Consider the following 12,884-nt stretch of genomic DNA (forward strand, 5'->3'; position numbering starts at 1 on the left):
CTGCACGAAATGCATTGCGGCCACTCGACACCCGTGCCCTATCTGCAGGCGTACTGGACATTCGGGTCGCGCGGCGAACCGCACGGCGTGACCGGCACGCGGGACCCTGGGTTGCGCGGTAGGGCCCGCCGCGAGTCGGCGTTGTTGCGATGGGGATTCACGGCGAAGCCGTTCTGAGGTGCTGTGGCGCCGATGGTGCTCGCCGCGCGACCCGAATGTCCAGTACGCCTGCAGATAGGGCACGGGTGTCGAGTGGCCGCAATGCATTTCGTGCAGTCCCGCTGCGGCGAGCTCTGTCGACAGTTCCGCGATGGTGAACGCCGCCGCCTCGCTTGCAATGGCGTCCTGGCGCAGGACGGCCGGCGAGGCGGGGTCGGCGATCTCGAGCATCTTGGGGGCGGCCGCCGGGTCCCGCAGGCGCTGAAAATCGGAAATCCACACTGCCGCACCGCTGCGGCGTTGGAGGTCGGCGATCTGCCGGAGGGCGCCGCGCAAGGTGTCGAAATCCGGTAGCTGATGCAGGGTCCACATGCAGGAGATGGCGTCCCACGGACGCGTTGAAATCTGCTCCGGCAGCGCCGTGATGTCCTCCTGACGCAGTTCGACGCGGTCCCCCAGGCCTTCGGCGTCGAACAGCTCCCGCGCCGTGGACAGCATGTTCGGGGCGAGATCGACGGCGGTGGCCCGAACGTCGGGCCGTCGGCGCAGCACGGCGCTGAGCGCACGGCCGGACCCGACGCCGAGGTCCAGCAGGTGGCCGTCGGGCGGCAGCAGCGCATCGAGCGCCCGAGCGCACAAGTCGTAGACCGCGAGCATCCCCGGGTTGGATCCGCCACCGGTGTGAAACTGGGCAACGGACTCCGGATCGTCCACCACCATCGGCTCAGGAATACGCTCACGCCCTGCCGGATGCGACCGCTCACGCAAGACGATGCCGGGCATCCGCCACAGGGGCCGAATTCTGTTCACCCTCAACCTTTCATGGAGTCCGTGTCACCGATTTCGGGTCAGGTTCTGGCGACGGTTGAGCATTGGGCCGATCTGTCGTACATGATTATCAACCCGTCCCTGCAATTTCACTGGCAGCCCGGTGAATTCGCCGCGTCGAAACGGATGTGCTGGAATACTTGTCCGGTCAGCGGGGGCCGGCAAGCTTGTGGCCTGCGCGGTCCTACCGGATCGGCGTAGGCAACATCACTATCCGCGGGAGGTAGGCGTGGTTCAGGCCCTGGCGAGTGACGAAATCAAGTGCTTACCCCTGCCGCCGGTGAACCCGATGCCCTTTCGTCAGCGCCTCGCGGCGGTGCGCGAATTCAGCACCGGGACCGAAAGGCTGCGTGATGCCGGCGGCCGGGTGAGCTTTTTCACCTTGGGGCCGCGATGGCTGATGCCGCCGATGGTGCTTGCGACGTCTCCGGAAGCCATCCGCGACATCCTCAGTACCAAAGACGATTCCGTCGACAAGACCACACCCGTCTTCGAGCAGGTGCGCCACATCATCGGCGCCAGTCTCACCGATCTTCCCTTCGAGCCATGGAAGTCACGTCGGCGCACCCTACAGCCGGTGTTCACCAAACAGCGGGTGAGCGAGTTCGGCGGTCACATGGAGCAGGCGGCGCAATCGGTGAGCGAGGGGTGGCAGGACGGTGCCGTCATCGATCTGGACGCCGAGTGCCGCACGATAACGTTGCGCGCGCTGGGCCGATCGGTGCTCGGACTCGACCTGGAACAGCGGGCCGACGAGGTTGTCGAGCCGCTACGGGTCGCGTTGGCCTACGCGGTCAGGCGCGCGACCAATCCGCTTCGTGCGCCTCGCTGGTTGCCCACACCGGCGCGGCGGCGCGCGCGAGCGGCAAGCGCCAAACTGCACGCTCTGACGCAGGAGATCCTGCGAGACTGTCGCTCCGATCCGACACGAGTCGCACCGCTGGTCCACGCGCTCATCGCGGCGCAGGATCCGGTGACCGGAAAGCGGTTGACCGATAAGGAGATTTGCGACGAGCTGGTCATGTTCCTGTTCGCCGGCCACGACACCACCACGACGGCCTTGACCTATGCCCTGTGGGCTTTGGGACACCACCCCGATTATCAAGAGCGGGTGGCGGCCGAGGTTGCGGCTTTACCGGATCGGCCGCTGACGTCCGACGACCTGCCCCGGCTCGGATTCACCATGCAGGTGATACGGGAGTCGCTTCGCCTGTGCCCACCGGCCCCCACCGGCACGCGCATGGCCTCCCGCGACGTCGCGGTGGCCGGCTATCGGGTGCCGAGGGGCACCATGCTCATCGTCGGGCGGATGGCCGTACAGCGCGACCCGCAACTTTGGCAGGATCCACTTCGGTTCGACCCCGAGCGGTTCAGTCCGGAGAACTTCAAGGCGCTCGATCGGTGGCAATACCTGCCATTCGGTGGCGGACCGCGCTCCTGCATCGGCGACCATTTCGCCATGCTCGAAGTGACACTCGCCTTGGCAACCCTCATCCGCCGAGCCGAAATCCGCTCTCTGGATGCCGAGTTTCCGCTCGCACTGCACTTCACCATGATCGCCGGCGGCCCGGTCCCCGCTCGCGTTCGACCGCGTCGCCAGCCCGTTTCGCCGACCAGCTAACGCCCTTGCGCCGCGTCGGATCGTCGAAACACCGCATCGTCGCCGAGCTCATGCGGCCTTGATCACACTTGCTCGTCAACGTGAGCGAATCATTGCTAGACGCCCTATGCAATGCCAAACGCAGCGCACCGGTTACCGCTACGGTTAGGGCAATGTCGGGCACACTGGACCACCTGGTCACCGCTGCCGCCGCCGAGTTGATGGCGGCCACCGTGGCGGACTCTGCCGCGATCAGCCAACGCGTGCTCGGCAACCTGGTTCGCGACCTGGGGGTGGACTTCAGCTTCCTGCGCCACAACGACCACACCATCCGCGCGACGCGCCTCATCGCCGAATTCCCGCCACGCAACGCCGACCCGGACCCGATCGGTCTGGTGTATTTCGCCGATGCCGACTCGATCTTCGCGCGGACCGAACACCTCAAGGTGCCCGAGGTGGTCCGTCCCGAGCCCGAGAACGCCGACTACCAGCACCGGATCGAGGAGGGCACCGGAGCTCCCGCCGTCTCGCTGGCCGCCGTTCCGCTGCTGTCCGGCGACGTCACCACCGGCACGCTCGCCTTCGGCAAGCTCGGCGACCGGGAATGGCTATCCGAAGAACTCAACGCGCTACAGGCGATCGCCGCCCTGTTCGCGCAACTGCAGGCCCGCGTCGTCGCCGAACAGCAAATTCACTACCTCGCCGAGCACGACGAACTCACCGGACTGCTGAACCGCAGGGCGCTCATCGCCTACCTCGACGACCGGCTCGCGAAGGGACAGCCCGGCCCGGTCTCGGTCGTGTTCCTCGCCATAGACCGCTTCAAGGTCATCAACGGTCGCCTCGGCCAGGACGCCGGCGATCGATTCATCGAGAAGTTCGCCGCGCTGCTGCGCGAGACCACCGAGATTCCCTCCGTCATCGCCCGCTTCGGCGGCGACGAGTTCGGCATCGTGCCCGCCGGGGCCATGGACGTCGAGGCCGCCGAAACGTTCGCAAGCTCGCTGCACGAGCGGGTCCACCTACCGATCCCCATCGACGGTGAGATGCTCAGTCGCACCGTAAGTATCGGCGTCGCGACCGGCGTACCCGGGGACGAGACCACGTCGGACCTGCTCCGGCGGGTCGACCAGGCCACCCGGTCGGCCAAGGCATCCGGCGGGAACAACGTCGCGACCTTCCGCCCGGAAATGTCGACAACCGACATGATCCGCAACGACATCGAGCTGCACCTGGAAGGGATGATCGAGGGCGGTGGCGGCGCATTGGTCCTGCACTACCTCCCGGAGTTCGACATGCGCACCGGGAAGATCCTGGGCACCGAGGCGCTGATCCGTTGGCAACACCCCACTCTGGGGCTACTGATGCCCGATTCGTTCATCCAGGTCGTGGAATCGATCAACCTCGGTGCCAAACTGGGGCGTCTGGTAATGCGCTCGGCGTGTGCGCAATTCGGGCTCTGGCGGTCACACGGTGTCGGCAACGGCACGGTGCTTCGAATCAACGTCTCCCCCGTGCAGCTCGTCACCGCAGGTATCGTTGACACCGTCGCGGCCACCCTCGACGAGTTCGGGCTCGATCCCAGCACCGTCTGTTTGGAAATCACCGAAAGCGTTGTGGTCCAAGATATCGACGCCACACGTCAGACGTTGTTCGGATTGAAGGACGTCGGGGTACAGATCGCCATCGACGACTTCGGCACCGGCTACAGCGTGCTGACCTATCTGAAATCTCTGCCCGTCGATTCGCTGAAGATCGACAAGGGGTTTGTCCAGAACCTGGACACCAACGCCGGCGACCTGGCGATCGTGCGCTCGACGATGGCCCTGGCCGACGCGTTCGGGCTCGACGTCGTGGCCGAGGGGGTGGAATCCGTGGCGGCGGCCGAGAGGCTGCTCAGCCTGGGATGCCATCGCGCACAAGGGTTTCTGCTGTCCCGCCCGCTTGACAGCACGGCGATGGAGTCGCTCCTGGCCAAGCGCGCCATACCGATGAACTTCTCCACCACCCGGTTCTCGGGAACGGGGAACGCGGTTTAAACCCGCCGAACGCGCGGGCGCTCAGGCGCGATATTGGAGCAGGTAGTAATACGCCGGGGTCTTCCGGTCGTCGAGCTCCTGCTCGTCGCCGGTGAACAACAGCGTCCAGTCGGGCGTGAAACGTTGTTGGATCTCGGCGTGACCGATGCCCGGCACGCCGAATCGGCCCCCGGGAGGGAACGCGGCGATGAACAGCCGCGCGCCGGGTGCCGCCACGGCGCCGACTTCCCGGACGTACGCGTCACGGTCGGCGCCACTCATGTTGTGGATGCAGCCGTTGTCGACGATCAGGTCGAAGCCTGTTCCGATCCCGGACTGACTCAGCTGCGTCACGTCGGCGCGCACGAAGTCGACCGCGACACCGGCTTTGCCGGCTTTCGCCTGCGCTTTGTCGAGCGGTTTCGCGACGTAGTCGACCCCGGTGACCTGCCAGCCCTGCTGGGCGAGGTAGACGGCGCAGTCCCCGGTGCCGCAGCCGACGTCGAGGGCCCGCCCGGTGGGCAGCGCGGGCGTGTCTGAAGTTCCCTCGACGAGATCCCGCAGACCTTGGCCGATCGGGTGGCCCTCCCACGGCGTGAAGCCGATCCGGTAGAAGAACCGAAATCGCGTGTGTCGAGAAGCCATAGCCGCAATGATGACATTCGCGCCAACCGGCCCGACATCGCCTTCCCGGTTTCACCGGCGGGATGCCGCGACCCAGCACACTTGCGCGGGCAACCGGGAACGCCTCGGCACCACGTCATTTCGTGCTATGCCGAGATGCGGCTGAGGATTTCGGCGTTCTCGGCGCACATCAGCTTGAATTGTCCGGGCTCGGCATGTGTGGCAAGGGTGCGGCGATCCCACCACATCACCTTGGTCCGGTAGTCGTCGGTGGGATACGCCGCCGCGGTTACCCGGTTGGCCACGACGCCCCCGGACGACTGCCACTGCTCGAGCACGTGCGCGGCCGCGGTGGCCATCACGAACTGAACGCCCAACAGCGTCATCATCGGCAGCGCGGTACGCGCCAGCACCGTGGACAGCGCCCGATTGCCATATTCGCGAGAATTGGTCCACGCGCTTTTCACCTCCACGACGCCAAACGGAAGCCGGTTGGAAATCATATGGCGCAGCAAGGGAAGTCCCGGATTGCCTTTCCATTCCTCGAGAGCGTGGGAGTCTTCCGGCGAGCGCAGGGGCCCTACCACCCGCGTGCCTCCGACCACCCGCCCTTGTGGATCGAGCACGACAAAAAACAATGCCGTGTCGGCGCCGTCCCGAATCTGGTCGACGTCGAGCACCCACTCCAGCCCGTGCCGCCGATAACTGTCCAGCGCGCCGTCCAGGTACTGATTCCACAGCACGGGCTCTGCCTGCGGCGTGGCCGCCGTGACCCAGCATCCCGTCGCGTGATCGCGCCAGCCGAACCCGGTGTCCGACCACGGGGCGTCAATCCCGATTCCCGTGAGTTGTGCCGCTTCCATCCGTGACCTCCACCTATTTGCGGTTACTACCGAGTAATTTTTTTGAACGGGTCTTGAGCCATTTGTTAATTCGACTCGCGACAAATTAACCAAGGGGATTGTGACATAAACGGCCGAATACGGCCGCACTGCGCGGCCAATGATGTGGCGATATCGAGCTTGTCTCGCATTTGTTTTGACACAGCGGGCTGCCACTGTGCCCCGGGGCCGATTTCGGCACTGCGGCCCCGCCCACGGACGTTGCGACATTTCGGCCGCTCGTGGCAGTACCGTGACGGCATGCCCGACGAACCCACCACTTCCGGCGCCGCCGGATCCGGCCCGGAGTACGACGACTCCGGTGTGCCGACCTTCGAGTCGGTGCGCGACCAGATCGAGGCCCGCTACGCGACGGCGCAAGGCGCCGCCGAGCTCGATGCGGAATCAGCCGAGGGCCGTTCGGTCTCGGAACAGTACGACGAACGCCGGCGCGCCGCGGCCGAGCGGCTGGCCCAGATCCGCGACGCGATGAAGCCCGAGAACAGTTGACGCGCGGGCTCAGGCGGTGACTTTGCGACGCCGGTTCGATCGCTGCGGGGCGCCCGATGCCGCCGGGCTCCGGCCGATCACCTCGGCGAGGAACTTCCCGGTGTAGCTCTCCGGCACGGCGGCGACGTCCTCCGGAGTGCCTTCCGCGACAACGGTTCCGCCCTCGGCACCGCCTTCCGGCCCCATGTCGACGATCCAGTCCGAGGTCTTGATCACGTCCAGGTTGTGCTCGATGACGATGACCGTATTGCCCTTGTCGACAAGGCCGTTGATGACCTTCAGCAACTTGCGGATGTCGTCGAAATGCAGTCCCGTGGTGGGCTCGTCGAGGATGTACACCGTGCGCCCGGTCGAGCGCTTCTGCAGTTCCGCGGCCAGTTTGACGCGTTGCGCCTCGCCGCCGGACAGCGTCGGTGCGGGCTGGCCGAGCCGCACATACCCCAGCCCCACGTCGACCAGGGTGCGCAGATACCGGTGGATGCCGGTGATCGGCTCGAAGAACTCCGCCGCCTCCTCGATGGACATGTCCAGCACCTCGGAGATGGTCTTGCCCTTGTAGTGCACCTCAAGGGTTTCCCGGTTGTACCGGGCGCCGTGGCAGACCTCGCACGGCACGTACACGTCGGGCAAAAAGTTCATCTCGATCTTTATCGTGCCGTCGCCGGTGCACGCCTCGCAGCGGCCGCCCTTGACGTTGAACGAGAACCGGCCCGGTTGATAGCCACGGACTTTGGCCTCGGTGGTGGCCGCGAACAGGGTGCGGATCTTGTCGAACACCCCGGTGTAAGTGGCCGGGTTGGACCGCGGCGTGCGGCCGATCGGTGACTGGTCCACCCGGACCAGCTTGTCCAGGTGGTCCAGCCCGGTGACCCGGGTGTGCCGGCCGGGGACCTGCCGGGCGCCGTTGAGCCGGTTGGCCAGCACCGCCGCCAGGATGTCGTTCACCAGGGTCGACTTGCCGGAACCCGATACCCCGGTCACCGAGGTGAGCACGCCGAGCGGGAACGAGACGTCGATGCCGCGCAGGTTGTGCTCGCGGGCGCCGACGACGGTGAGCCGCCGCTTGTCGACCGGGCGCCGCCTGGCGGGCATCTCGATGCGTTCCTTGCCCGACAGGTAGGCGCCGGTGATCGAGTCCTTGTTCGCCAAAAGCTCGCTGTAGGTGCCGCTGTGCACGATCTTGCCGCCGTGCTCACCGGCCCGCGGGCCGATGTCGACGATCCAGTCGGCGTGGGCAATGGTGTCCTCGTCGTGCTCGACGACGATCAGCGTGTTGCCCAAACCCCTTAGCCGAGTGAGGGTTTCGATGAGCCGGCGGTTGTCGCGCTGATGCAGCCCGATGGACGGCTCATCGAGCACGTAGAGCACACCGACCAGACCGGACCCGATCTGGGTGGCCAGCCGAATGCGTTGCGCCTCACCGCCGGACAGCGTGGCCGCGGCGCGTGACAGCGACAGGTACTCGAGCCCGACGTCGAGCAAAAAGCCGAGCCGCGACTGGATTTCCTTGAGCACCTGCCCGGCGATCGCCTTCTCGCGGACGCCGAGGGTGAGTGCGTTCAAAAAGTCCGCGCAGTCCGAGATCGACAGCTCGCAGACCTCGGCGATGGACTTCGCGCCCCGGTCCCCCGCAGCCAAGGTCACGGCCAGGATCTCCGGCTTGAGCCGGGTGCCCTCACACACCGGGCAGGGCACGTCGCGCATGAAGCCTTCGTAGCGTTCCTTCATCTGCTCGGACTCGGTCTGCGCCATCTTGCGCTGCAGGAACGCCAGCACGCCCTCGAAATCGGCGTAGTAGGACCGGGTGCGCCCGTACCGGTTGCGGTACCGCACGTGCACCTGGTGGTCGGAGCCCTCGAGAATCGCCTTGCGGGCCTTGGCCGGCAGCTTGCGCCACGGGGTGTCGACGTCGAAGCCCAGCTCGTCGCCGAGCCCGGCCATCATCCGGGTGAAGTACTCCGCGGTGTGGCCCGTCGACCACGGGGCCACCGCGCCCTCGGCCAGGGTGCGTTCGGGGTCGGGCACCACCAGGTCGGGGTCGACCTCCTTGCGGATGCCCAGGCCGCTGCACTCGGGGCAGGCGCCGTAGGGCGAGTTGAACGAGAACGACCGCGGTTCCAGGTCGTCGACCGCCAGCGCGTGCCCGTTGGGGCAGGCCAGCTTCTCGGAGAACCGCTGCTCCCGGTTGTGCGCGTCGTGTTCGTGGTCGACGAACTCGAGCACCACGATGCCGTCCGCCAGGTTCAGCGCGGTCTCCACCGAATCGGTCAGCCGCTGCTTGGCGGACGCCTTGACGGTGAGGCGGTCCACCACCACCTCGATGTCGTGCTTTTCCTGCTTCTTCAGCTTCGGCGGGTCGGTCAACGGGTGCACGACACCGTCGACCCGCACCCGGCTGTAGCCCTGGGCGTTGAGCTTCTCGAAAAGGTCGGCGAATTCGCCCTTGCGGGTGCGCACCACCGGGGCGAGCACCAGGAATCGGGTGCCCTCGGGCATCGCCAGCACCTGATCGACGATTTGCTGCGGGGTCTGCCGGGCGATCCGCTCGCCGCAGATCGGGCAGTGCGGCGTGCCGGCCCGCGCGTAGAGCAGCCGCAGGTAGTCGTAGACCTCGGTGATCGTGCCGACGGTCGATCGCGGGTTGCGGTTGGTGGACTTCTGGTCGATGGACACCGCCGGGGACAGGCCCTCGATGAAGTCGACGTCGGGCTTGTCCATCTGGCCCAGGAACTGGCGGGCGTAGGCCGACAGGGACTCCACGTAGCGGCGCTGCCCCTCGGCGAAAATCGTGTCGAAGGCCAGCGACGATTTGCCCGAGCCCGACAGCCCGGTGAAGACGATCAGCGCGTCGCGGGGCAGGTCGAGATCGACGCCGCGCAGGTTGTGTTCGCGGGCGCCCTTGACGATCAGACGGTCAGCCAACGCTGCCCCTCTCAGAACTTTCCGGCAACTTCTCGTGGCCTCCTGGTAGGCCCGCGCGCATCCCGAACCGGAATCGCGCACGGCGCATTCCATGCTATGTGTCCATACCGACAAGCAAGTTTTGACCAGTAGCGTGACCGGTATGACTGCAGTGGACGACAACTACACCGGACACGTCGACCCCGGCACCGCGGCCCGCCGGACCCTACCCGGCGCCACGATCCTAAAGGTCTCGGTCGGCCCGATGGACAACAATGCCTATCTGATCACTTGTTCCGCTACCGGCGAAACACTGTTGATCGACGCCGCCAACGACGCGGACGTCCTGATCGACCTGATCCGGCGGCACGCGCCGAAGGTGTCGCTGATCGTGACCAGTCACCAGCACTTCGATCACTGGCAGGCGCTGGAGGCGGTGGCCGCCGCCAACGGCGCGCCGACCGCCGCCAACGAGATCGACGCGGAGCCGCTGCCGGTCAAACCGGACCGTTTGCTGTCGGGCGGTGACACCGTGCAGATCGGTGAGCTCGCCTTTGACGTCATCCATTTGCGCGGGCATACCCCGGGATCGATCGCGCTGGCCCTGGACGGCCCGGCGACCGGCGGCGTCACCCAATTGTTCACCGGCGACTGCCTGTTCCCGGGCGGCGTCGGCAAGACTTGGCAGCCCGGCGATTTCACCCAGCTGATCGAGGACGTCAGCACCCGGGTGTTCGACGTCTATGACGACTCCACCGTCATCTACCCCGGCCACGGTGACGACACGGCGTTGGGCGCCGAACGTCCCCACCTGGGCGAATGGCGCGAGCGGGGCTGGTAACCGCGCGGCCCCAGGACGCTAGGACGTGGTGTGCACGATCAGCACGTCGGTCTTGGCCCGACGCGAGACGTTGGCCGGCACCGATCCCAGCAGCCGGCCGGCGATCGTGCTCAAGCCGACGTTGCCGACCACGAGCAGATCGGCCTGTTCCTCCTCGGCGAGGTGCACCAGCGCGTCGACCGGGGCCCCGACAATGGGGCGCTCGTCAATATTCTGCGCACCGGCGGCGTGGGCGCGGTCCTTGGCGTCACGCAGAATCGCGTAAATCGGCGCGGTCCCCGAAACCTTGTAGCTCTCGTCGCGCAGGACGTCGGCCGCCCGGGCGTCCTCGTGTTGGGGCAAATACGCCGACGCCACGATCAGCTTGGCGTCCGAACCGGCGATCTGTGCCGCCTTCTCTACCGCGCGCATCGACGAATCCGAGCCATCGGTTCCTACCACCACAGTCCGATAGGCGCCCATTTACCCTCCCAGTTTCGGTTGGTCAGCCAACCCAAGACAGTAGCGCGTTTGCTCGTTGCGCAGGAGGCAGATTAGCCACACCGCGCGGCGTGGCGCGCCCGCTATTTGCGGTCACTGGCTGGGCCAACGGACAATATCGGCAATGGCAAAACAATCAAAAGCGCGCGGCCACCGTGGAAGGCATTGCATTAAGCCGCTTTTCGCCAATGTCGGCACGAACAATGAATGCGCCGGGCGCAGTTTGTGAGCCGTTACATGAGCCGCGCCCTAAAGTAACAACCATCATGTCCATGCCCACCCTCGAGCCCACTCTCGAGCCGCGCGCCGGGGATGTCGGCGCCGAGCCCGGGCCCGGGGGCACGCGCGGCAGGTTGCTGGATCCCTGCACGATCGCCCTGTTCGCCACCGTTGTCAGCGCCGCCTGGGCCTGTCGGCCGTCGCTGTGGTTCGACGAGGGGGCGACGATATCGGCATCGGCGAGCCGGACACTGCCGGAGTTGTGGCGGTTGCTCAGCCACATCGACGCCGTCCACGGGGCGTACTACCTGCTGATGCACGGCTGGTTCGCCCTGTTCCCGCCCACCGAGTTCTGGTCGCGTTTCCCGAGCTCGCTGGCCGTCGGTGCCGCCGCGGCCGGGGTCACGGTCTTCACCAGGCAGTTCTCCACCCGGCCCACCGCGGTCTGCGCGGGGGCGGTCTTCGCCATCCTGCCGCGCACCACCTGGGCGGGTATGGAGGCCCGTCCGTACGCCTTCGTGGCCGCGGCGGCGGTGTGGCTGACGGTGTTGTTCGTCGCCGCCGTTCGGCGCAACCGGCCGCGCGGCTGGGTTTGGTACGCGCTGGGGTTGATGCTGGCGATCCTGCTCAACCTCAACCTGGTGCTGTTGGTGCCGGTGTACGGCGCCCTGCTGCCGCTGCTCGCCCCGAAGGGCGCGCGCAAAGCTCCGGCGCTCTGGTGGACCGCCGGCTCCGTCGCCGCGGTGGCGGCCATGACGCCGTTCATCCTGTTCGCGCACCACCAGGTGTGGCAGGTGAACTGGATCTATCCCGTCAGCTGGCATTACGCCTTCGACATCATCCTGCGCCAGTACTTCGACCACAGCGTGGCGTTCGCGATCGCCGGCGCGGTGCTGATCGTCGCGGCGGTCGCGACCCGGCTGGCCGGGGTGCCGGCCCCGGCCGGCGACCTCCGCCGGTTGCTGGTCATCGCCACGGCGTGGATGGTGATTCCCACCGCGCTGGTCGTCGTGTATTCGGCCGTCATCGAGCCGATCTACTACCCGCGCTACCTGATCTTCACCGCACCCGCGATGGCCGTCGTCTTGGCCGTCTGCATCGTCACCCTCGCCCGCCGGCCCTGGCCGATCGCCGGCGCCGTGCTGTTGTTCGCCGTCGCCGCCGTGCCGAATTACCTGTTCGTACAACGGTGGCCGTACGCCAAGGAGGGCTGGGACTACAGCCAGGTGGCCGATCTGATCAGCTCGCACGCCGCCCCCGGCGACTGCCTGATGGTGGACAACACCGTCCCGTGGAAGCCCGGGCCGATTCGCGCGCTGCTGGCCACCCGGCCGGCGGCCTTCCGGTCGTTGGTCGACGTCGAGCGCGGCGTCTACGGGCCGAAGGTCGGATCGCTGTGGGACGGGCACGTCGCCGTGTGGCTGACGACCGCCAAAATCAACAAATGCCCGGCGATCTGGACGATCACCAATAGGGACAATTCGCTGCCGGACCATCAAGCCGGCCCATCGCTACCGCCCGGATCCGCGTTCGGGCGCGCCCCGGCGTACCGATTCCCGGGCTACCTCGGCTTCCACATCGTCGAACGGTGGCAATTCCACTACTCGCAGGTTGTCAAGTCCACGCGGTGATTTCGCCGCTGACCGAGCTCAACGCCCGGTGCCGACCGGCTGGGCTTGGCGGGTGGCGCGCGTCGCAGCGTAGGACACCGCCACGCCGGCGGCGCTCAACGCGGTGAACACCGTAAAGAGCAGGTGCGCGGCCATCCCCTCGCCGCCGGTGGCGGTGTTGACGACGACGCCCGCCAATCCTGCGCCGATCGC

The 12,884-nt window shown here is 66.8% G+C and carries 10 protein-coding genes and 1 pseudogene; 5 read left to right on the plus strand and 6 right to left on the minus strand.

From position 1 onward, the window contains the following. Window positions 1-879 (minus strand): class I SAM-dependent methyltransferase (locus tag A5624_RS03315; protein ID WP_232002192.1); only part of this gene is annotated, 879 nt, incomplete at its 3' end. Window positions 880-1,216: 337 nt separating this feature from the next. Here A5624_RS03315 and A5624_RS03320 point away from each other — a divergent pair. Together A5624_RS03320 and A5624_RS03325 are read left to right on the plus strand one after the other, a co-directional pair. Further along, window positions 1,217-2,608 carry a cytochrome P450 gene (locus A5624_RS03320; RefSeq protein WP_066861482.1) on the plus strand — a complete coding sequence of 464 codons (1,392 nt, stop codon included), beginning with the start codon at window positions 1,217-1,219 and terminating at the stop codon, window positions 2,606-2,608. Between the two features lie 152 nt (window positions 2,609-2,760). Continuing rightward, complete coding sequence (locus A5624_RS03325) at window positions 2,761-4,626, plus strand: bifunctional diguanylate cyclase/phosphodiesterase (protein ID WP_066861485.1); 1,866 nt, start codon at window positions 2,761-2,763, stop codon at window positions 4,624-4,626. 21 nt (window positions 4,627-4,647) lie between these two features. Here the strand turns inward: A5624_RS03325 and A5624_RS03330 are convergent, their stop codons facing one another. Together A5624_RS03330 and A5624_RS03335 are read right to left on the minus strand one after the other, a co-directional pair. Continuing rightward, a complete protein-coding gene (locus A5624_RS03330; protein ID WP_066861490.1) occupies window positions 4,648-5,250 on the minus strand; it encodes a bifunctional 2-polyprenyl-6-hydroxyphenol methylase/3-demethylubiquinol 3-O-methyltransferase UbiG in 603 nt (200 codons plus the stop codon). A 125-nt stretch (window positions 5,251-5,375) separates the two neighbouring features. After that, entirely contained in the window at window positions 5,376-6,092 is a 717-nt protein-coding gene (locus A5624_RS03335; RefSeq protein WP_066861493.1) for a hypothetical protein, read from the minus strand. A gap of 279 nt (window positions 6,093-6,371) precedes the next feature. Here A5624_RS03335 and A5624_RS03340 point away from each other — a divergent pair, with 279 nt between their 5' ends. Beyond that, window positions 6,372-6,620, plus strand: coding sequence for a hypothetical protein (locus A5624_RS03340; RefSeq protein ID WP_066861495.1), 249 nt, complete (start codon window positions 6,372-6,374; stop codon window positions 6,618-6,620). Between the two features lie 9 nt (window positions 6,621-6,629). Here A5624_RS03340 and uvrA read toward each other — a convergent pair whose 3' ends face one another. After that, on the minus strand, window positions 6,630-9,542 hold the full coding sequence (gene uvrA / locus A5624_RS03345) for an excinuclease ABC subunit UvrA (RefSeq protein ID WP_066861497.1): 2,913 nt from the start codon (window positions 9,540-9,542) through the stop codon (window positions 6,630-6,632). A 142-nt stretch (window positions 9,543-9,684) separates the two neighbouring features. Here uvrA and A5624_RS03350 point away from each other — a divergent pair, with 142 nt between their 5' ends. Then, on the plus strand, window positions 9,685-10,362 hold the full coding sequence (locus tag A5624_RS03350; protein WP_066861500.1) for an MBL fold metallo-hydrolase: 678 nt from the start codon (window positions 9,685-9,687) through the stop codon (window positions 10,360-10,362). Window positions 10,363-10,380: 18 nt separating this feature from the next. Here A5624_RS03350 and A5624_RS03355 read toward each other — a convergent pair whose 3' ends face one another. After that, on the minus strand, window positions 10,381-10,824 hold the full coding sequence (locus A5624_RS03355) for a universal stress protein (protein ID WP_066861503.1): 444 nt from the start codon (window positions 10,822-10,824) through the stop codon (window positions 10,381-10,383). Between the two features lie 284 nt (window positions 10,825-11,108). On the opposite strand from A5624_RS03355, the gene A5624_RS03360 reads away from it, so the two are divergent. Then, the gene (locus tag A5624_RS03360; RefSeq protein WP_066861506.1) at window positions 11,109-12,692 is read left to right on the plus strand and encodes a glycosyltransferase family 39 protein; all 1,584 of its coding nucleotides are present in this window, start codon (window positions 11,109-11,111) and stop codon (window positions 12,690-12,692) included. A gap of 18 nt (window positions 12,693-12,710) precedes the next feature. Here the strand turns inward: A5624_RS03360 and A5624_RS27995 are convergent. Beyond that, window positions 12,711-12,884 (minus strand): annotated as a pseudogene (locus A5624_RS27995) (MFS transporter); the annotation flags it as partial.

Source organism: Mycobacterium sp. 1482292.6, assembly GCF_001672995.1.
Lineage (GTDB): Bacteria > Actinomycetota > Actinomycetes > Mycobacteriales > Mycobacteriaceae > Mycobacterium > Mycobacterium europaeum_A.